Source organism: Pontixanthobacter gangjinensis, from assembly GCF_009827545.1.
GTDB lineage: Bacteria > Pseudomonadota > Alphaproteobacteria > Sphingomonadales > Sphingomonadaceae > Pontixanthobacter > Pontixanthobacter gangjinensis.
In genome coordinates this window covers 452,979-473,655 of sequence record NZ_WTYS01000001.1, presented here as the reverse complement: position 1 = coordinate 473,655, position 20,677 = coordinate 452,979, and the positions used below count along the sequence as shown (strand labels likewise).

The 20,677-nt window shown below is 54.1% G+C and carries 15 protein-coding genes; 11 read left to right on the top strand and 4 right to left on the bottom strand.

Translation table 11 applies throughout. The features are described from left to right. Positions 1 to 33 precede the first annotated feature (33 nt). From mnmG to GRI36_RS02215, 10 genes are all read left to right on the top strand, one after another. Positions 34 to 1,890 carry a tRNA uridine-5-carboxymethylaminomethyl(34) synthesis enzyme MnmG gene (gene mnmG / locus GRI36_RS02260; RefSeq protein WP_160596988.1) on the top strand — a complete coding sequence of 619 codons (1,857 nt, stop codon included), beginning with the start codon at positions 34 to 36 and terminating at the stop codon, positions 1,888 to 1,890. Next, the gene (gene rsmG, locus GRI36_RS02255) at positions 1,887 to 2,525 is read left to right on the top strand and encodes a 16S rRNA (guanine(527)-N(7))-methyltransferase RsmG (protein WP_160596987.1); all 639 of its coding nucleotides are present in this window, start codon (positions 1,887 to 1,889) and stop codon (positions 2,523 to 2,525) included. The genes mnmG and rsmG overlap by 4 nt, the downstream gene beginning before the upstream one ends. Then, positions 2,522 to 3,298: a ParA family protein gene (locus tag GRI36_RS02250; protein WP_160596986.1), complete on the top strand. Its 777-nt coding sequence runs from the start codon at positions 2,522 to 2,524 to the stop codon at positions 3,296 to 3,298. Before rsmG ends, GRI36_RS02250 begins: the two co-directional genes overlap by 4 nt. Further along, on the top strand, positions 3,295 to 4,272 hold the full coding sequence (locus tag GRI36_RS02245; protein WP_160596985.1) for a ParB/RepB/Spo0J family partition protein: 978 nt from the start codon (positions 3,295 to 3,297) through the stop codon (positions 4,270 to 4,272). The genes GRI36_RS02250 and GRI36_RS02245 overlap by 4 nt, the downstream gene beginning before the upstream one ends. A gap of 160 nt (positions 4,273 to 4,432) precedes the next feature. After that, positions 4,433 to 7,039, top strand: coding sequence for a nitrogen regulation protein NR(II) (locus GRI36_RS02240; protein WP_160596984.1), 2,607 nt, complete (start codon positions 4,433 to 4,435; stop codon positions 7,037 to 7,039). Continuing rightward, positions 7,036 to 7,422 (top strand): response regulator, encoded by a 387-nt coding sequence (locus GRI36_RS02235; RefSeq protein WP_160596983.1) that lies wholly within the window; start codon positions 7,036 to 7,038, stop codon positions 7,420 to 7,422. Before GRI36_RS02240 ends, GRI36_RS02235 begins: the two co-directional genes overlap by 4 nt. Positions 7,423 to 7,443: 21 nt before the next feature. After that, positions 7,444 to 10,023 carry a poly-gamma-glutamate biosynthesis protein PgsC/CapC gene (locus tag GRI36_RS02230; protein ID WP_160596982.1) on the top strand — a complete coding sequence of 860 codons (2,580 nt, stop codon included), beginning with the start codon at positions 7,444 to 7,446 and terminating at the stop codon, positions 10,021 to 10,023. Beyond that, on the top strand, positions 10,023 to 10,796 hold the full coding sequence (locus tag GRI36_RS02225) for a hypothetical protein (RefSeq protein WP_160596981.1): 774 nt from the start codon (positions 10,023 to 10,025) through the stop codon (positions 10,794 to 10,796). Before GRI36_RS02230 ends, GRI36_RS02225 begins: the two co-directional genes overlap by 1 nt. 5 nt (positions 10,797 to 10,801) lie before the next feature. Then, positions 10,802 to 11,677, top strand: a complete 876-nt coding sequence (locus GRI36_RS02220) for a hypothetical protein (protein ID WP_160596980.1) — start codon at positions 10,802 to 10,804, stop codon at positions 11,675 to 11,677. After that, on the top strand, positions 11,674 to 15,855 hold the full coding sequence (locus GRI36_RS02215) for a hypothetical protein (RefSeq protein ID WP_160596979.1): 4,182 nt from the start codon (positions 11,674 to 11,676) through the stop codon (positions 15,853 to 15,855). Before GRI36_RS02220 ends, GRI36_RS02215 begins: the two co-directional genes overlap by 4 nt. On the opposite strand, the gene GRI36_RS02210 is transcribed toward GRI36_RS02215, so the two are convergent. The 4 genes from GRI36_RS02210 to GRI36_RS02195 form a co-directional block, all read right to left on the bottom strand. Continuing rightward, on the bottom strand, positions 15,836 to 16,747 hold the full coding sequence (locus GRI36_RS02210) for a hypothetical protein (protein ID WP_160596978.1): 912 nt from the start codon (positions 16,745 to 16,747) through the stop codon (positions 15,836 to 15,838). The two genes, GRI36_RS02215 and GRI36_RS02210, sit on opposite strands and share 20 nt — an antisense overlap. After that, the gene (locus GRI36_RS02205; protein ID WP_160596977.1) at positions 16,744 to 17,424 is read right to left on the bottom strand and encodes a response regulator; all 681 of its coding nucleotides are present in this window, start codon (positions 17,422 to 17,424) and stop codon (positions 16,744 to 16,746) included. The genes GRI36_RS02210 and GRI36_RS02205 overlap by 4 nt, the downstream gene beginning before the upstream one ends. Before the next feature lie 187 nt (positions 17,425 to 17,611). Beyond that, positions 17,612 to 18,535, bottom strand: coding sequence for a hypothetical protein (locus tag GRI36_RS02200; protein ID WP_235902135.1), 924 nt, complete (start codon positions 18,533 to 18,535; stop codon positions 17,612 to 17,614). Between the two features lie 113 nt (positions 18,536 to 18,648). Beyond that, positions 18,649 to 19,131, bottom strand: a complete 483-nt coding sequence (locus GRI36_RS02195) for a GAF domain-containing protein (RefSeq protein WP_160596976.1) — start codon at positions 19,129 to 19,131, stop codon at positions 18,649 to 18,651. A gap of 61 nt (positions 19,132 to 19,192) precedes the next feature. Between GRI36_RS02195 and GRI36_RS02190 the strand changes: the two genes are divergently transcribed. Continuing rightward, positions 19,193 to 20,662: a PQQ-dependent sugar dehydrogenase gene (locus GRI36_RS02190; RefSeq protein WP_160596975.1), complete on the top strand. Its 1,470-nt coding sequence runs from the start codon at positions 19,193 to 19,195 to the stop codon at positions 20,660 to 20,662. Positions 20,663 to 20,677 lie beyond the last annotated feature (15 nt).

Here is a 20,677-nt window from a genome sequence, read left to right as displayed (position 1 = left end):
GACCATACAATCCAGCTCGACTATCGGGCATCTATGCAGAAATTCGACATCCTAATTATCGGCGGGGGACATGCAGGGGTAGAAGCGGCTTCGGTTGCGGCGCGCATGGGTGCGCGCGCTGGGTTGGTAAGTTTCGATCTTAATGCAGTCGGGGCGATGAGCTGCAATCCGGCCATCGGCGGATTGGGCAAAGGCCATCTTGTGCGCGAGGTTGATGCTTTTGATGGCCTGCTCGGCCGCGCCGCTGATGCCGCTGCAATACATTACCGAATGCTCAATCGCTCGAAAGGCAGTGCTGTTTGGGGGCCGCGTATTCAGGCTGACCGGCGCTTATTCAAGCAGGCTGTACAGGGAATGATCAAGCAGCAGGGCGACCTGCAGTTTATTGAGGGTGAAGCAGCTTCGCTGTTGTTTTCTGGCGATAGCGTGACGGGAATTTCCCTTGCTGACGGAACTTGCATTTATTCCCGTGCTGTCATTCTGTGTACCGGCACGTTCCTGGGTGGGACATTGTTTCGCGGGGAGGAACGGCTGACCGGTGGGCGCATTGGCGAAGATTCTGCAAAGAAGCTTGCCGCGCAAATGCGGGAGGCGAAGTTACCGATGGCTCGGCTCAAAACTGGAACGCCGCCGCGTTTGGATGGCCGCACCATCGATTGGGCCGCGTTGGAGGAGCAGCCCTCTGATGCCGATCACTGGACTATGTCGCCCATGACCTCGGCTAGAGTTAACCCGCAAGTTTTCTGCGCTATAACTCGGACGAACACGCGGAGCCACGATATCATCCGCGCCAATTTGGATCGGTCACCCCTGTTTTCAGGGGCGATCGATGCGCAAGGGCCGCGCTATTGCCCATCGATTGAGGACAAGATCCACCGGTTTGGCGATCGTGACGGACACCAGATATTTTTGGAGCCAGAGGGGCTCGATACGCATTTAGTTTATCCCAATGGAATTAGCACTTCGCTACCAGTTGATGTTCAACTGGCGATGTTGCGAGCTATGGAGGGGCTTTCTCGCGTCGAGATGGTTGTACCTGGCTATGCGGTTGAATATGATCATATCGATCCGCGAGCGTTAACAAGCGGCCTTGAGCTTCGCCAAATGCCGGGTCTGTATTGTGCAGGGCAAATCAACGGAACTACTGGTTATGAGGAAGCTGCTGCACAGGGCTTGATTGCGGGTATGCATGCTGCTGCAAAAATCCTTGGAAAATCCCCACCTGCGCTAGACAGGGCGAATTCCTATATGGCCGTAATGATAGATGACCTAACCCTCCACGGCGTTTCCGAGCCGTACCGGATGCTCACATCGCGTGCTGAGTACCGGCTTAGATTGCGTGCTAACAATGCGAGTTCTCGTCTAACACCACTTGCCATTGCATCAGGTTGTGTGGGTGAAGGGCGCAGCGAATGGTTCAATGTTCGGAGCCAAAAGCGGGCTCTCTGGTCGGCCAAGTTTGGGAAAGAGGTTCTGGCAACCGAATTGCATAATGCTGGCCTACCCGTTCGCCGAGATGGCGGCCGGAAGCCGTTGAGCGAATGGCTGAGGATAAAAGGAGTTGGACTTGCCGAGCTTACCCCTTGGATAGGGGGGGACCTGTCTTCCGACCTCGATCTTGCGAGTGAATTGGTCGAAGATGCTGCTTACGCGCCTTATCTTGAGAGGCAGGAATCAGAACTTCGCGATTTAAGGGCGAGCGATGCGGTGAGCCTTCCGGCAGACTTCCCTTACGAGAAGGTCCCTGGCCTCTCCAACGAAATGATTGAACGCCTCTCCAAAGCTAGACCGAGCACGTTATCTGCAGCGGGGCGGGTCTCTGGTGTTACACCTGCAGCGCTTTCAGCCTTGCTCGTTTATGCCCGCCGACTAGAGCAGATTGCAGCATGATCCGGGGTGAGGATACCGCCAAGGCATTTGTTGCCGAGCGTTGTGACACAGAAGCGTTCGACAAGCTTGAGCGATTTGTCGCTGCGTTGCGCGAAGAGAATTCATCCCAGAATCTGGTTGCAAACCCGACGCTCGACATCGCCTGGCAGCGGCATATCGCTGACAGTGCGCAGCTACTTGACCATGTTTCACATGAAACAAAAGGTATATGGCTTGATCTCGGCACCGGAGCAGGTCTGCCTGGAGTAGTCATTTCGATAATGCGACCGAAATGGCCAGTTGTTCTGGTAGAATCCCGTCGAAAGCGAATTGAATGGCTGGAGCGTATGCGGCATGAATTGATGTTGCCGAAATGCGAGGTGGCGGGCATGCGACTTGAATTGCTTGAAACTGTCCCGGTTGCGGTCATTTCGGCCCGTGCATTTGCTCCTTTGCCCCGTTTACTAGATTTGTCCGCAAGATTCTCCACAGCCAAGACTACTTTTCTGTTGCCCAAAGGGCGGTCGGCGGCGCAAGAATTGGAAACCTTGCCGAAGAAGGTCCAAAAGATGTTTCACGTGGAACAGTCTCAGACCGATGATGAAGCAGGCATACTGATTGGGAAGTTAGCGAAAGGGGCGCGGACAAAGACATGATCACAATCGCAATTGCCAATCAAAAGGGCGGAGTTGGTAAAACCACCACAGCCATCAACATCGCCACCGCGATGGCTGCAACCGGCTGGAAGACTCTGCTGATTGATCTTGATCCGCAAGGAAACGCTTCAACTGGCATGGGTATTGAGAGTGGCAACCGCCCACGTTCGAGCTACGACGTTTTGATCGACGAGATGGCAATTGCCGATTGCACCCAACCGAGCACCATTCCCGGTCTAGACGTAGTTCCCGCGACAGTCGATTTGAGCGGGGCCGAAGTTGAGCTTGTATCGGTTCAGGACCGCACAAGTCGCCTCGGTACTGCTCTGGCGAATCATCACGATCACGATATTTGCTTCATCGATTGTCCGCCATCGCTCGGCCTCTTGACGCTGAACGCCCTTGGCGCTGCAGATACCTTGATGGTTCCGCTGCAATGTGAATTCTTTGCGCTCGAGGGGCTAAGCCAGCTACTCAAAACCGTTGAACAGGTTCAGCAGCGCTTCAACCCGGACTTAGGAATTATCGGTGTCGTTCTGACCATGTTCGACCGCCGCAATCGTTTGACCGACCAAGTCTCGGACGATGTGCGCGATTGTCTCGGAAATTTGGTGTTTGAGGCGGTAATTCCGCGCAATGTCCGCCTTTCGGAAGCACCAAGCCATGGACTGCCTGCCTTGGTCTACGATCACTCCTGTGCCGGGAGCCGGGCTTATATCGCACTGGCGCGGGAATTGATTGGACGTTTGCCTGAGAAGAGGAAGGCCGCATGAGCCGCGAACAGGATCAATCCGCAACCAGGCCTATTGATAAGAAGCGGAAGCTTGGCCGCGGTCTAGGGGCGTTGCTTGGCGAAACCCGCCGTGAAGAGCCGCTGGTCCGGCAAAATCCCAATCAGCGAAACTCGGCTGCGCAGCAAGACGAAGGTGGGGGCGCGCCAAACTCTGGCTTGGCTTCATTGTCAATCTCGCTAATCGAGCCACTACCGGGCCAGCCCCGAACCAAGTTCGATGGGACCGCTTTGGATGAATTGGCAGCCTCGATCGCCTCGCGCGGGGTCATTCAGCCTATTATAGTTCGCCCGGTCGATGGCGGACGGTATCAGCTTGTTGCCGGTGAGCGTCGCTGGCGCGCTGCGCAAAAGGCCCAGTTACACACTATTCCTGCGATCATCCGCGAGTTGGACGAGCGCGAGGTGATGGCACTTGCTTTGATCGAAAACCTTCAGCGCGAAGATCTCAATCCGGTCGAAGAGGCGCGTGCGTATCAGCGGCTTTCCGATCAGGAATCGATGACACAGGCCGAGATTGCTAATTTAGTTGATAAATCTCGCAGTCACGTCGCTAATATCCAGCGCTTGTTGGCACTTCCTGTTGATGTCCTTGATTTGGTTGAAGATGGTGCGCTGACCATGGGGCACGCGCGGGCATTGATCGGCAACGAGAATGCTGGCGAATTGGCCAAGCAAGCGGTTGCCAAAAAGCTATCGGTCCGGGAAGTCGAAAAACTTGTACGCGGTGGTGAGGAACAGCATGGTGAGACCGCTCGCCGGCAAGCCAGACCGTCGCGCGATCCCGCCAAAGATGCAGATATTGCTGCGGTTCAGGCCCATTTGGAGGAATTTCTTGGCCTTTCGGTTAAGATCAAGACCGATACCGACCCGCGTTCTGGGGCCGTGACAATCCGCTATCGCACGTTGGATCAGCTTGACCTAATCTGTCAACGCCTCACTGGTGGCGATATTTAACATATAGATCAATGTGTTGAGAGCATCCTGTTGGCTATGATGTTCCAAATGCTGCGATGTTATGCGGCGACTCTTGCCCAGAGATTCACGTGGGCCTATTACCCCATCTCTTGATGGGCGGCGCATGTTAAAAAATTACAAAATAGGGAGTTGCTGAGCGGTGGGTTCTGATATCCAGGTTCAGAACGGAACACTCCTGCAGCGCTTTTCGTCCGCGGCGCTGATGAATTTCGACCGGTTTGCGGCGATCATTGTGCCTGTTTTGGCGGCAATTGCATTATTTGGATTGGCCTCGTCGGGCTCATTCCAGATCGCGGACGGATTGCTGTTTGATATGGTCACGCGGTCCGAATCCGGACAAAAACCTGCAGTCGTGATCATCGAACAAGATGCCGATTTCGTTCGGCGAGACGGTCAAGCTTATCAGGATCTGATCACAGCCGCGTCTGAGGCAGGTATTAGTCGGATTGGATTCGCCAGTGATCCGGGGAACCAGGCCATTTCAATGGCGACTGAACTTCCAGTCGTCATTTCGCGAAAGGCTAGAAAGCGGCCCGCAAGCAGCGCATGGGAGTTTGTTACCTCAAGCGACGAAAAAGCCGATAATGTCACATTCGGCGCTGCGCTAGTAACCTCTCCAGAATATGGGATATTCAGACGGCATTGGCGCGGAATTGGAGGTGCAGAAGGTAGGCTTCCGCTATTTGAATCTGCGCTGGCAGATATCGACCCGGATGGCGCGCCAACCTACGTCCGCATGCCGCGCAGTCAGAACATCCCGAGGATATCTGCCAGCCAGTTGCTGGCAAAGAACTTCCAAGGTCGTGAATTGGCTGGCCTCACTGCCCTCGTGGTCCCACCCCGCGACCATGCCGAGCGACGGCTTGCAACTTCGATGAATCCGTCAACGGGAGAAATGCGGGCAAGCGTTTTTAGTGCTTATGTTACACAAGCATATCTCGATGGCCGCTCAGTTCGTCCAGCTGGTATGTTATTGACATTTCTAAGCCTTCTTGCAGCATGTGCCTTGGCCCGAGGAGCCCAAGATATCTTTGCCGAAAAGCGGCTAATTCTTCCGGTCGCAGCGGCTGTGGCTATTGGGGTACTCGGCGCCAGCTGGGTGGCGTTGCAATACGCCAATGTACTGTTGCCCGCATCAGCAATGCTTGCTGGTGTGGGAATTGTGACAATCTGGTACCTGTTACGCCGAGAGAAGTTGCAGGATCGCAGGTTGGGTGAAATCCTTGAGCAAGCAATCAACCTGTCTTTTCGCCGTTCGGCAATTCAAGATCATGGACGGCTCATCGAATTCTTCGGATCGACAGCCAAAATCTTGGGAATCCCTAAGATGGTCCTTTTTACGCATTACCGAAACCAAGCCCCCGAGATTCTTAGCGTGCAATCCGCATCCCAAGCGAAGCTAGCCCTCACAGGGCGTCACAGCACTCAGCTGCTTAGGCGGGCCGATAGGTCCAGTTCTCCAGTACCAGCCAGCTCCCTGGCGCCTCAATGGACCCAAGATACCTATTTGGCCTCGCTCGGCACTTCTTCTGCGCCTTTGTATTGGCTCTTTGAGCTGCCCAGTGGCGCAAGCTCAGTAGGCATCGGCAGGATTGCTTCAGCTATGGCGTCGAGCATCAAGGATATCCAACGCTGGCGCAGCGACCTGTCGTCTGGTTCCGGTGTTCGCAAACAAGCCAAATATCTTGATGACCGGGTGGCAAGCGCGGCCAATTTGATCACCATCCAAGGCGAACAAATCCGTAATGGATTGGATTCGCTCAATACGGCGGTCATGATTTTCCATATGATCGGATACCCAATTCAATCCAATACGCGGATGTCGAATTTGTATGGAGAGGCAGAAATTAGTCTGGCCGATTCAAATTTGACCGATGTGATTGCCGCATTTACCCAACTTGAGATCGAACAAATAGAGCGGATAATCTCCGATATCCTGCTGAATGGAGGGGAAATGCGCATCCCGATGCGAGAAATCGGAACACGGCAACGAATTCTGCGAGTTGCTGCCCCCACCAGGCAAGACCGGGCATGGGAAAGAGTCATTGTTATCGAGGCAATTGATATTAGCGACCTTGATCAGCTTGCCGAACTCCGACTGGCAGTCGGTATGTTTATCGACAAACAACTGCGCAATGATTTGGAAGCCATTGGCTTGGGCGCAAACATAGCGGCCGATCCTAGGCTAAAGCCAACAGCGTTGGCCAAAGTGATCGGACGCATTCGGGATGTTGCCACTAGGGCCACTGACAGGCTCGAAACAGTGGCTCAATTGTTGAGCGATTCACCAGTTGATACGCCTGGGCCCTGCTATCCAATTGACGCGCTTAAGGCTGTGACCAAAGCCATAGATCGGGCCCGTCCGCTGGCCAATGAAATGCAGGTTCAAATCGACGCTGATCTGCCGGGAATCAGCGGCTTCACTATGGCCGAGCCGCTAATGCTTTCGGATATGGTAGAGGCAATGCTGCGGCTGGTGATCTTGGACACCACGCTTGGCGGGACGGTGAAAATTTTGCTCGATGAACAGCCGGATCAGAGCTGGATTAGAATTCAAGGTGGCTTTGGCATTCCGTTCGAGCGGCTTTGCGAGTCCTTCGATGCATCTGCTAAAGATGTGCCATCCGAATACCAAATTATTGCAGCCGGTATCTTAGAGGCACTGGCATGGCGGGGCGGAGTTTCCTATTGGAGTGCCGTCGGCACGGGATACCGCTTCAACATTCAATTAAGGCGGATAGGATGAACGGCAAATCGATATTGATCATCGATGATGACGATCTGCTGTGCGATATGATTGCTTCACTGCTTGAGCTTGAGGGGTTTGCCGCGACGATTGCACATGATGGCCAAGCTGGGCTCGAAATGCTGGCCAAGCGTCAGTTTGATTTGATCTTACTCGATTTGGTTATGCCAAAAATCGATGGCATCCAGTTCCTTCGCCAAGTTCCAAGCCGATTTCCCGATGCGCCGCCAATTGTTGTCATGTCTGCTTCCGTAACCGCTCAAATATTGGAATTGGGTCAGGACCTCGGGATTGCTGGCATGATCCGCAAGCCAGTAAGCACGAACCTCATAGTCGAAACTGTTCAGTCGGTTTTGAAAAAAGCCAATGAAACAAAGAAGTAGCCTAACCTCAGGAATGGGTGGATGATCCTTCCCATTTTCCCTGAGGGAGGCCTGGCCAGTTCGGTTATTACCACCGTTTGGGTTGGCGTTTTTGTTCTGTGTTTCTTCAACCTCCGCTTTGGCTGGGTCTTGTCCGGCTTGGTTGTTCCAGGCTACTTGGTCCCGCTCTTGATTGTGAAGCCCTTGGCGGCCGGTGTCATCGTTATCGAAGCAGTCTTGACCTATACAATTGTCTGGGTGTTCTCAGAGAAAATTGGACGCGGCAAATGGCCGAGCCTGTTCGGCCGTGACCGTTTTATGGGCTTGATCCTAGCCAGCGTCGCGGTTCGGATGACATTAGACGGGTTTGTGCTTCCAGAAGTCGCAGAATGGATGACGCAAAATTGGAACCGAGAATTTGACTGGCGCAGCGATATGCAAAGCTTCGGCCTCGTCATCATATCGCTCATGGCAAACCAGTTCTGGAAGCCTGGAATAATACGCGGAATGTTCTCGCTAGTCGTGGTGACTGCGTTGTCGTTGTTGATCATCAGATATGGTCTGATGGAATTCACAAACTTCCGGATCAGCGGCGTTTCTTACCTATACGAAGGGTTGGCCAGTTCGGTCTTGGCGAGTCCCAAAGCCTATATGATTTTGGTTCTCACCGCCCTTTATGCGTCGCATATGAACGTTAAATATGGCTGGGATTTCTCGGGAATCTTGATCCCGGCGCTGATTGCCCTGCAATGGTATCAACCGACAAAAATCCTTGCATCTTTTGGTGAGGCTATTGTCATTTACGCAATTGCCAGAATGCTGCTCAAAACCCCTTGGCTTGAAAATATGACGATCGAGGGTGGGCGCAAGATGCTGTTGTTTTTCAACATCAGCTTCGCATTGAAATTGATTGTTGGCCACGCGATCGTGTATTTTGCATTAGATGTCAAAACCACTGATTTTTATGGTTTTGGGTATCTCCTATCGACACTCTTGGCGATCAAGGCCCACGACAAGAACATCTTCCCACGCTTGATGCGATCGACCTTGCAGGTCTCTTTTGTCGGGGCCGCTATGGGTAATCTTGCAGGTTTCCTACTTGCCCTAATTCTGCCCCAGGCGGCGCTTGGAGGGACAAGAAGCACCGACGATGCAGCAGCCGAGGCAATCAAACGGCAAGATGAGTTTATCGTGGCTGCCGTCGGTGATGCATATTCGCGCGTCGTCAGAAGCGAAACAGCGGCACTTAGCATTAAATCCGCCAGAGCTCTTGGTGATGCAATAGAGTTGCTCGAAGCTGGTTTGCCACCAGTACAGGCTGGCGCTGTCGCTTCTTCCGGTGGCTGGCGGGTCGAAGTGTTGTCGAATGGCATAGTCGCCTTACGAAGGGAAGACGGGATAGGGCGGGATGTTCTGTTGTATGATCCGGCGGCGGAAGAGAATTTGGCAATTACCGTCCCCGACCCCACTCTGACGCCCGGTTTGGCGCATGCTGCGCAGCGGATATCTGAGTTAACTGATGCGCGCTGGCTGGTCTTTACTGCGCCGCGCGCGCCCGGCTCCATTCCTGCTCAGACCGTCCTTCAGACATTTCGGCAATCCGCCTCGAGCAATGAAATGCTAGTCGGTTTTGATGGCTCGAACGAGATACCGATTGTGTCGTTTGTAGATCGCGCTGCAATAACCACAAACCTTCCAGAGTTACGTAAAGCGATACCAGAGCTCGTTACCAGGTTTGACGTATCAAGAATTGACCAAAATGAAGACGGCTCGCGTGCGGCGTCGCGGGCCGTTCTAACGCCTGCTTCGATTAACGAACTGAACAAAGCGCTGATTCCTGATTCTAATGAGCTCGGGCAATGCGTAATCCCCACGGAAAGTCCGATCACCGAAACCCTGACCGATGTCGAAGAATTGGCATTCCTGCGTTTTGAAGTGGCTGAGCCGCTACTGAAAGATTTGGCAGCTAGCGTTGCCCCTTCCGTTTCTATCAATAATTCGCGAATGCTGGGGCTCGCTCTGGAGATGTGCGCGATTGAAGACCGTCCCAATTGGCTGTTAACTTCCAGGGATGGAGGCGATGGTGCTTATTTGTTCACCGCTTCTGGAGGAGGTGACACAACAATTTTGGGGTTTCTGCGACGCGAATTGCGGCAAGAAGGTGCGGCAGAACCGGTCGCCGCCATGGAATTTGTCAGCGCCGCTCTGTCCTTGCAGTGGGGAAGTGGCGCGGGCTCCGTTTTGTTGGCGCCAAGAGAGCTACAGTATGACGGAAAGCAATCTCACGCTTTCGGTGTGATCAACCAAACTGTCATTCGTCAATTGGAAGACAGGCCGGCGCTAACGTTACAAATCCGCCCCTTCCCGCAAAGGGCTGGCCCGCTGAAGGGCGACCCAAAAGTCATCATCATACCTTTGCATATTGGCATCTCTGCAGAAGAGAGGGGGCGACTTCGGCAATATGCATTCAACGCTGGTTTCAGTTCTGCATTTGCGGAGCGTAGCAAGGCTTTCGCTGGATATGAGGCATTTCCACTGACTGCTTTGCGGTATCTGAATCACTCGCAAAATAAGCGCGCCGCGGTCTTGATGATAAATCCTGACAAAAGCGAGACTGACTAATGCGCTTGCGCGACCTTACCGTGATCGCGGCTGTTTGCGGATCAGGCTTCGCTTTATTGCTTGCTTGGTCTGTTTTTGGTGATGAAATTACCGATTTGGTTGTCCCGAAACCAGAAGAAACGCGCGAAGAACTGGCAGCGGCCAGTCGGACATTGGTTTACCGGTTGTCTTCGGAAACTCCGACAAGATTTGCCTTTACACAGCCAGCGAGCTTAATCCGAATAATCTCTCAGCCGGTTATTGCCCCAGAATCTTGGGAAGAACGAGACAATTGGACATACGGTTATCGCGTGACGTTGAAGGATGCACAGGGCGCATTGATCTACAATAGGGACATCTTTTCGCTCTCTTTGCGGCCCGACAAACTTCTTCCGTATAAGCGCCCGGTGCGGATATTTCGCGGGAAAGATAAGGGGCTTATTGCCCTGCAAGATGATGCGGTTCTGGTTAGCGATCCGGCCGCCTCCTCTATTGAAATCTCGGCAATCGAATTGGGTGAAGGGGTGCAGAAGATTGATGTGAGGACTTATGAACGTGTTTCGTTTATTGGTTCCACAGCTTTGGCAGCTTTTCGCCGCCGTAGTCCGGAAGAACAAGCCAATCTTGCGAAGGCCAACGCCTTACCGCCAGAATTCTTAACAAATTCGGAGCGCGCCAATCTCTTTACCAATCGTTGGCGCGTTCTTGGCCCTATGGGTATCGATGGACGCGATTATTCCGTGCATGTTGTCTATGAAGGAAAGGCAATTAGCGATGACGGGGAGGAGCAATGAGAGCAATGCCGCGATTCTCGCGCGGAATTCTGATTGTCAGTATGGTTATTGTGGCATCTACCCTAGCTTATCAGCTATTTCGTCCGCTGAAAGACAGCGCAGCATTTGCTGTGCCGACGGCAGCCGAGTTTGACCGAGCCGAGGCATCCTTCCTTGACCTGCTGGCCGAAAAGCCAGGCGCTAAGATTCCCACGGGATTACTGAAGACAAATATTTCTGACTGGCCAAACAGCACACTTTATCGTGAAAAAGAAGGGGAATGCCTTGGGCGAGGCGGGTATCTTCTGCGCCGCAGACCGCCGATTGGTTTGGCGCTGACTGCCCCTCACCGTGCGTCTGACCGGCACACTGGCACGCTCGCAATTGCGCTTTTTGGCGAAGGTGAAGCCGCTGCTGTCGCGTGGAATTCTGCGCCCCGCCGTCCAACAAAAGATTGCAAAGGAGGGGGCGATCCGGCGCGTCATGAAACGCATTATTTGACCGCTTTTTCCAGTGCTTTCGCGAAGAAATACCCGCAAGGGCGGGTTGTTCAGCTTCATGGATTCGATCGAATGCGGCGCGAAACTACTGTGGCCCGCAATGCCGACATTATCGTAAGCGATGGTAGTGATGAGCCATCCAGCCAATTGCTAGATTTGGCGGATTGCCTTTCGATCAATCTTCGGCCGCTGCGCGTCGCGGTTTACCCGATGGAATCAAAAGAACTGGGTGCGCTGCAAAACAAACAAGGCCAGGTGCTGCGTGCGGAGGGATTTAAGGGGTTCGCGCATATTGAGATAGCAGCTGAGACGAGGCAATCGCTTATCGACGATGGTGATTTACGCGCTGCGTTCCGCGCCTGTCTTGAAAGCGGTCTCAAGCGTGATGTGGCTGGCCGTTGACGGATAATATTCACAGTGGTCTTCGTGGCACGCTTAGCGCTGATATCGCTCCCTTGTTGCTGGGGGTATACCAAGACATTATCGATGAGATCGCCGCCGCCTCAACCGATGCGGATGATAATTCTGGCGGAGTGCATCTGACGACACTTGTTCGTTTTGCCACATCCCAATTGTCAAAGATTGCGACAATGCACGAACTTGCGGCACTTTACAGCGCCCGCTTCAGTCACGCCCAAGATGATTCCGAGCGCAACGCTGCTATTCTAGACTTTGCTGGTAAGTTGGGTGCGGATCGCCAGCAATTGCGCCGAGACGCAAAAGCGCTGAGTAATTTTTTCGATGGGGACGCGGTCACGGAACGATACCGTCGCAGAGTTGGCGAACGCGAAAGAGCGCTGGCATTCGCACTGGAGCGGGCAGGACATGAGGCGGGTGAATTGCTTGCCGGTAATGAACTGGAGCACTCATCGGAATTGTTTAGCCGCGACCTAGCTACTCTCCTAGAAAAAGCGCGAGCATATCAGGGTGATAGCCGTGTAAGGCAGGCGGCGCATCGTGCGCTTAGATTGGTGGCTGAGAAATCCACCAAGCGGCTCTCAGGTTTTTGGATAGATATGGCCGTCCGTGACACGCGCAGGGTCGCCTTGGACGCGGACGAAGCTGCTTGGGCCCAGTGTGATGCCATCAGCACGTTACTGGCATTGTCTCCTCAATCGTTGATTTCTGTTTTGGAGAAGCGGCTTGCAGCCACAAGTGATCGCGGGAGCCCGACACGACAAGATAATCGCATATTCGTACGCCGTCATATTGCACGCTTGCTGTGCACATTCGCCGGCAAGAACAAAAAACTCGACACCTTTCTGAAGCGATTGGTGAACGACCGCGATGGTGCCGTGCGCCAAGCCGTGGCGGAAAGCCTGCCTCTGTTACCTCCCAAGATCTTGCACGGACACATAGCGCGCTTGCGTGTCGATCGCGATCCACAAGTAAGAGCGATGGTGTTCGCTGACGTTCCAGCCACGGCTGATGCTTGCGGCATTGACGCCTACCTCCCGCATCTCGTGCGCGTTCTATCGCGTGATGAGGACACCTTTGTTCTAAGAATTGCTATCGACGGGGCCTTTGGCTTGGGCCAGTGGGCTGCGGCATCAATCCCTGACCGTTCAAGCGAGGTCATCGGGATTCTGCGCAGTTCACTGGCGGAAGTGAAACAACGCATTGAAAGCCCCAAGATCCGGCGATGGGCGAGCGAAGCATCTGAGAAGCTATGGTTGCTATCAGACAAAGAGGCACGAGCAATTGCTGCCGTCTTAACTGCGCATTCGGCACGCCTCAAAGAAGGGCAGTCGCGCCTGGCGTCTGACTTACAAGAGCATGTCTTCGAGGATCCCGATAAGCTTGGGCGGGTAATGGCAGTGCTCGCACAGCAGGGGTTCGGTTTTGATCTGACACAAGGTTCCAGGCCAAAATTGCAGAAGGGCGACAAATTCAGCCGCCGACTGTGGCGGACATTGTTTGAACTTAGGATCAGCGCAACCGACAAGCGGCAGGCGTTCCTTCATACTATAGGGCGCTCTTACCGCGGAACGATCTCGGCGCCATCCGCCCGGCTAGCAGAGTTGGCCCCGACCAAGGTCCCTGGCGAACCACTTTTCCAGAGCGAGGATGGCAATTGGCGTAACTTTGTTCCGTTGCTCGATCAGGTGCTGGGCGCGATTGATCTGGGTAAGCCTATAAAGGTTTATACAAGCGAAGGCATCACTACAATCACCCCGCCAACGGGAGTTCTGCGGCGGTTCAAAACCTTCTGGTCAATCAGTGAGAAATTTGCGGCATTGGCAGATCTACGCAATCGCACTGGTGGTGAATATAGCGCGGCATTGCGAAAATACGGCGTGGAATTGGAATTTGCGCCGCACTCGGACGCGTACGTAGTCGGTGAATCGGGTCCGGAAGTCCCGGCTGACACCAGCGTAACCCGCTTTTTTAGCGCTGGAGGAATTTTGGCCGCAGCACCAATTTTCTGGGACAATGCGGTCGCATATTTCGCCACAGTTTTCGCCAACACGCTTGCGCAATTGGCGTTGTTCCTCGTGATTGTCTGTTTGTGGTTTTTTGGACGGCACATCGTGCTCGGCTATCATGCCAAGCGCGTTCGCAAAGAAATTCCGCTAATGCTAGGTGGCTGGGGCACGCGCGGAAAATCCGGCACCGAGCGGCTTAAGGCCGGGCTTATCAATGCGCTTGGCGCTCCGCTTGTCTCGAAGACAACGGGCTGTGAAGCGATGTTCCTGAATGGCGAGTCATTTGGTGAACTAACCGAGATGTTCCTATTCAGGCCCTATGACAAGGCGACGATCTGGGAGCAATATTCCCTGATCAAGATTGCGCGCCGACTAAAGGCGCGCGTTTTCCTTTGGGAATGTATGGGGCTTAACCCCACCTATGTGCACGTTCTCCAGCAGGATTGGATGCGAGACGATATTGGCACGATAACGAATACTTACCCCGACCATGAAGACGTACAAGGACCCGCGGGCCGGAATATCCCCGAGGTCATGTGCGAGTTTATACCGCAAGATTCAATCTTGCTGACTACCGAAGAAGAGATGCTGCCAATCCTGCAAGAGGGATCAGACAAGGTCGGGACGCGGCTTAGGGCAATTAATTGGAAACAAGCGGGTTTGATCCATCAGCGCCTTTTGGACCGTTTTCCGTATGAGGAGCACCCATACAATATTGCGCTTGTAACGGCGATGGGCGACGAGCTGGGGCTGGAAGCCGATTACTGCATCAAGGAAATGTCCGACCGGGTCGTTGCCGATCTAGGTGTGCTCAAAACCTATCCGCGTTCGCTGATAGACGGGCGTATACTTGAGTATGTAATGGGCAATTCTGCCAACGAACGGTTCGGTGCAATGGGCAATTGGGACCGCATGGGATTCGCTGAGCATGATTTGGCCAAAGATCCCGAAATATTTGTCACTACGGTGGTCAATAACCGCGCTGATCGTGTCCCGCGTTCGAGGGTGTTCGCCCGTTTGTTGGTCAACGACATCTCGGTTGACCGGCACTTTCTGATAGGGTCGAATATTGAAGGCTTGGTAAGTTTTATCGCCGAGGAATGGGACACTTACGCGTTGTCCGTAAACTTGGAGGATGGTTTAGGGACTGCAGCTGAGCAATTCGACCAATTGGTGCGGCGACAGCGCGTTCCGATCAATCCAGAGCAATTGTTAGGCCGATTACAAGCGATGGTTGACGGGGTGGGGGGAACCGCCGATCCCGCTATTCTGTCCAAGGCTTTTGAAAGTCAGGAAATTGCGCAAATCCTCAAAGACCACTCCATCGAGCATGGCGATGACATCGCCGCATATTTCGAGCAACAGGCTGGATTTTTTTCAGACTACCAAAAGTTGCGCGGCGCAATTTCTTCATCGCAAGCTGCCGACCAGCATCTGGCTGAAGTTCGCGATTTCCTGAAGCGCGTCTTCATGGCCAAGATCGTCCCTGTCCGCGATTTCTATATCAAGGGGGAGGCTGTTGTCCGCCTGATAGCTCGCAATTCGCCCCCTGGCTTGGTCAATCGGATCATGGGTATGCAGAATATCAAGGGCACAGGGCTTGATCTTGTTTACCGGTTCCAAGCCTGGGAGGCGGCGAATAAAGCCTGCGAGCAGGCGTTAGATAGCGATGCTGCCACCAGCGAAAAAGGTATTGCTGCTTTGGCCGCATTTCAGGAATTTGGCGCGCTGAGCGATACGAAAGTAAAGGAAACAATTGCCCGTCTCGCGGAGCGCCCAAACCTGCCACAAGCATTTGGCAAGCCTCAGCTTGAAACGATCTTGTCACGGCTGATTGAACAGCAGGCGGCTTATCAGTCGGTTAGTCAGACAGACGAACCCGAGAACGGAAAAGGCTGGGAATTTCTTGGCAAACCGAAGAAATATTTCCTCGAGCTGGCAGAAGGTATCCTTGACGGCGGCGATGCTGTAAATCGCAAACGGGCAGCAGATCGCATTTATGAGGCTCTAATTGCCGAGCAAATCAGCAGTGGCCGCGCAGCAGTCGAATTGAAATATATCACAGCACGGCAGAAGGGTGGCTGGATGACAAGCGCGTTGGACTCCATACGTAATCGTTTGTCCGGTTGGTTGGTTAAAAGCGATAACCGATAGAAAGTTCGAAGCGTGGCGCGTCTTCGCGATAGCGGGGATCATTAGAGCTGCGAAACTCATAACTAGCTCGGGCACGACCATAAAATCCGGTTAGTTTCCCGTAGGCCAATCCGATTTCCGGAGCTACCATCGAGTCCTTTCTCAAGATGTCATTTTGGCCATCCGGCACCGCACGATTATCGTATTCCCACGCTCGCATCGATATTTCAGGGCGGAGGCGGAGTCTTTTGGCGATCGGCAGGCTGTAGCTGAATTTGGCCGTGTATCGCTCGTACCCACGTCTGGGATTGTCGCTGTCAATATCCTCGGCTCGCAGATCAATCCGCGCCCAATGCCAACTGCCAAAGCGGCGATTATATTGGGCATCAAAGCGCATTCCACTGCCGGAAGAAGTTGTGGTTCCGTCATAGTCGCGGGTTCTGTATTCAGCACGCAAACGGATGCGATTGTCATCGTCTTCATATTGGAACTCAGCACCAGCACTCGTTTGATCGGCGCTACGAGATTCAAGCGTAACGATGTTCTCCGATCGCCGTGCATAGACGGCCAATGTCACGGTATCGCTGACCGAATGGGCTATCGTCAGCCCGGCGCTGGCGCTTTCTCGGGTCTCTCTGTTTTCGTCGCTGAAATCAAATACGGTGGCCGAAAGGTCAAACTGTATTTCGGTTTTACCTCGTGTCCATTCGAAGCCTGCTTCTGCCCTGGCACCGGCACCTGAACTCTCAACATCTTCGCCTTGAAACACACCGCGTTCGGCTTGAACGGCGCGGACAGAAAGATCGCCACTGATCTCAATACCGTCTTTGCTGCTGGCAGGGTTTGCCGCGCATAAGAAGATGGCCGAAAGAGTCCAAGCCAATGTTTTATAGAAATTAGTTGCTGGCGTCATGATGCCAGCCCCGCCTCGTTCATCAGCTTTAGGCATTCTTGCAATCGTAGCCCAAATTCATCCGGCGTGGCTTCAATCAGCATGGTTTCGCAACGCGCAGAAGCCCTGCTTAGGTCTTGCTCGCCAAACGAACCCGCTGTTCCGGCCAGCCTATGGAGCATGTGCCGTACTTGCGAGATCGCCGCAATATCTGGCTCTTTCGCCTTGGCGGCAGCTTCTAAAATTTCGATCGTTTCAGCCTTGCGCAGCTTGTAGCGAAGACGCAATGAAGCAGATAGCGGTTGGTTCGGCGCGAGAACATGTCTGACTTCCGATGGATTCCAGGCTTCGATGGTTGCCGAAAAATCTGCCAGGCTCACTGGTTTTGCCAGATAAGCCTGCATCCCCGCTTGCATATATTCGCGTAGTTCGTCCTGCGCCGTTGCTGCGGTAACTGCAATGATCGGCAGTTCTTCCGGACTGAAGCCGTGCGCCCTCAAGCGCCGGGTCAACTCCACCCCACCTAGCACCGGCATCATCGCGTCAGCCAGTAGAAGGGTAAAAGGTTCTCCCTGCGCTTTCTTGGCAAGGATCATCTCGTAGGCCTCTTGGCCATTATCAGCATGTACCAGATGGATCCCCGTTCGGCGGGCAACCATGCTCATGAGTTCACCAACAATCGGATTGTCTTCGGCCAATAAAACGCGCGGCGCGAACCCCTGGCTTGGCAGAGATTCGCACGTTGCCTGAGGCGATTGTGTCTTGGTTTGCGCGCGGCCCATAGGCTCTAGTGCGCGAATTGTAGTTAATATCTCGCTAAGTGGCGCTTCAAAGAATCCATTGGCGGCTTGCAGCTATAAATCGGTCCGCTGAATCGCGTAGCCGTCAATTGCCTTTGACAGAGCGCACGCGCTTGGTTGGAACGCTCTTGATGGGCACTCGTTTGACTGGTTGCGGCGCTGGCTTGACCACGGGGCGTGCTGGCACGTCCTCATATGTAACAACCTGAACATGCACAGTTTCTTCAGTCACATATTCACGCACAACCGCGTGTTGGGGCACTTGAATCATGACTGGCACCAGCATCATAGGCTGTGCATAGTACCCAAAACCACCCATGTTCTGGTGAGTATAGCGAGCAAGATAGTCTTCGCAGAACGCCCATGCTTCTTCGCTGTCACGTCCGCGATCGTCGGTTGCCGCATCGATAGCCGCGCCGACCGCCAGTCCGGCAAGGCCGCCCACTCCGGCGCCGATTAGCGAACCAGCCAAACGATCACCGCGGCCAGCAACTCGGTTGCCAATTACACCGCCAGCCACCGCGCCGACGAGGCCGCCAATGATGTTGCCATTCCGGTCACGGCGCAACTGACCGCCATTATAACGCGTAACGCATTCTTCAATCCATGCGCCGCGATCAAACTGCGCTTGATGGGGTATAGGGTGCTGAGGATAGGCGTGATGCGGTATTGCCACCATTGGAGGCATCCCATGGGCGGGCATTGCGTGGTGGGGCATGGCATGAAGGGCCCGGTGCGGCCTATTGGCGTGCGGAGCATCGCTATACTCGTATTCCGCCTCATATTCGCGTTCATACACGACCGGTTGTGGCATTGCCTGAGGTGCTGGCTGAACCACAGGCTCCTGGCGATAGGTGACGGGTGGTGGCTGTGGACCTTGCGCTGGAGCTGCTTGAGCATATTCATACGGTTTCTGCTCATAGGTCATTTCAGGCTGAGCCAGTGCCGGCGTTGCGGCCACAAGTGCGCAAGCCGAAGCGCTGATCGAGACGAGATAACGGGCCTTCATGGCATTCCCCTTGGCAACAGAAAGCCGGTCGATTCCCGGCGTTAACCGAAAATCTACCATCGCATCGCGCAGAAACCCAAGCTTTGAAGCGTGGCTGTCCCGTTTCGGGGCGGTTAGATTGTGCCTGCCAATCGTGCGGCCAACAGTTCGACGCCAGCTGCATCTTCTGCATCAAAACGAGCAAGGTCAGGGCTGTCGAGATCGATAACCGCGCACACTTTGCCATCGCGCAAGACGGGGACGACCAGTTCGGAACGGCTGGCGGAGTCGCAAGCAATATGCCCCGGAAACGCATGGACATCCTCGACCAGCTGCGTCGTACCTTCGGATGCCGCAGTGCCGCATACGCCTTTACCCATCGGGATCCGGATGCATGCTGGGCGCCCTACGAACGGCCCGAGCACTAACTCTTCACCCAGAACTCGGTAGAAGCCCGCCCAATTGAGCTGCGGAATGAATTCCCACATTAGAGCGGCAACATTTGCCATATTGGCGACGCTATCCTGCTCGCCGGAAACTAGCGCTTCGGCTGCGCCGGCTAATTGGCGGTAGCGTTCGGGCTTGGAAAGGCCAGTATCGGCTGAAAAATCAAACATGTCTCCAATCTAGGTCAAAGGGCCATTGCCGCAAGGGCGGACTGTGTTTATCCATCACTCTATGAGCACAAAACGCAAAATCCTCCTGTGGGTCCTCGCTATTTTCGCCATTCTCGCGATTGTCCTGTTTTGGTTGAGCCGCGGTGATACCGCTAATCTGAGCGTAGACGAAGTTACCGGCGAGGATCCGGTGCTGGAGGATCCCAATTCTGAAGCCTTCCCGACCATCAATATTGCAGAGCCAATTGGCTGGAACGATGGCGAGAAGCCGGATGCAGCTGAAGGCCTGGTTGTTAGCCGGTTTGCAGAGGGGCTTGATCACCCCCGTGTGATGCACTTGCTTCCAAATGGTGACGTCCTGGTAACGCTAACCCGCTCACCTAAAGCCGATGAGGACGGCGGCATTGCTGCATGGATCGCGAATATGCTGATGACGCGCGCCGGAGCCACCGGCGACTCGGCTAATGAGATAGTCCTCCTTCGCGACACTAACGGCGATGGCGTATCGGACGAGCGATTCGTTCTCACAGATGAACTCGATTCGCCATCCGGCATGGCTTATAAGAATGGCACTTTGTTCGTCGCCAACCATGACGCTTTGCTCGCCTTCCCTTTCACCGCGGGTGACACCAAAATCACTGGCGGCGCCCGCAAATTGATGGATTTGCCCGGCGGCGGCGGACATTGGATGCGTAACGTCGAGCTCAATAATGATGGAACGAAAATTTATGTCGCAGTTGGTTCGGATACCAACATCGGTGACAAGGGTATGGAAGCCGAAAAAGGCCGCGCGGCGATCTGGGAGCATAATCTCGAATCGGGGAAGTCGCGGATTTTCGGGGCGGGTTTGCGTAATCCCAACGGTCTCGATTGGAGTCCGTGGACCAATGAGCTTTGGACAACTGTTAATGAGCGCGACATGCTCGGGTCCGATCTGGTGCCTGATTATCTAACTAACGTGCCGCTAGGCGTGCACTATGGCTGGCCTTGGTTCTATTTCGGTGATTACGTTGATCGCCGGGTCAAGGAACCGATGCCACAATCTTTGGTCAGCTATACGCGGAAGCCTGAGTATGCGCTTGGTCCCCATGTTGCAGCGCTCGGTTTCCGCTTTTCAAAAGCAGGCCACCGCATGGGCGAAGCCTTCGGTCAAGGCGCGTTTATCGCGCGGCATGGTTCGTGGAACCGTAAGCCAGCCTCGGGCTATGATGTGGTATTCGTTGCGTTTGATGATCTCGGCAATCCGACAGGTAAGCCGTTGCCGGTTTTGACCAACTTCCTGACGGGTGAGGGTACAACGCGAGGCCGTCCGACATGGGTAGAATGGGCGCAGGATGGAGCGTTGTTGGTCACCGACGATACTGCTGGCATTATCTGGCGTGTGTTCAATCCTAAGTCAGAGCCGGCCTTTGCGGTCAAGCGGTTGAAGGGTGAGTCTCTGGCTCCGCGGACCGAATTGACAGGCGATCCGCGAGCAGCCTTTACAGAGGAATTTGCCCGGAAGGTCGCGATACCGACGACTAGCGATTAGGCGCGAGTTACCTCA

Coding starts and splice junctions, on each gene's coding strand:
- mnmG (WP_160596988.1), top strand. CDS start 34: ATGCAGAAATTCGACATCCTAATTATCGGCGGGGGACATGCAGGGGTA.
- GRI36_RS02195 (WP_160596976.1), bottom strand. CDS start 19,131: ATGTTTGATTTTTCAGCCGATACTGGCCTTTCCAAGCCCGAACGCTAC.
- GRI36_RS02220 (WP_160596980.1), top strand. CDS start 10,802: ATGCCGCGATTCTCGCGCGGAATTCTGATTGTCAGTATGGTTATTGTG.
- GRI36_RS02225 (WP_160596981.1), top strand. CDS start 10,023: ATGCGCTTGCGCGACCTTACCGTGATCGCGGCTGTTTGCGGATCAGGC.
- GRI36_RS02245 (WP_160596985.1), top strand. CDS start 3,295: ATGAGCCGCGAACAGGATCAATCCGCAACCAGGCCTATTGATAAGAAG.
- GRI36_RS02235 (WP_160596983.1), top strand. CDS start 7,036: ATGAACGGCAAATCGATATTGATCATCGATGATGACGATCTGCTGTGC.
- GRI36_RS02210 (WP_160596978.1), bottom strand. CDS start 16,747: ATGACGCCAGCAACTAATTTCTATAAAACATTGGCTTGGACTCTTTCG.
- rsmG (WP_160596987.1), top strand. CDS start 1,887: ATGATCCGGGGTGAGGATACCGCCAAGGCATTTGTTGCCGAGCGTTGT.
- GRI36_RS02250 (WP_160596986.1), top strand. CDS start 2,522: ATGATCACAATCGCAATTGCCAATCAAAAGGGCGGAGTTGGTAAAACC.
- GRI36_RS02190 (WP_160596975.1), top strand. CDS start 19,193: ATGAGCACAAAACGCAAAATCCTCCTGTGGGTCCTCGCTATTTTCGCC.
- GRI36_RS02200 (WP_235902135.1), bottom strand. CDS start 18,535: ATGAAGGCCCGTTATCTCGTCTCGATCAGCGCTTCGGCTTGCGCACTT.
- GRI36_RS02230 (WP_160596982.1), top strand. CDS start 7,444: ATGATCCTTCCCATTTTCCCTGAGGGAGGCCTGGCCAGTTCGGTTATT.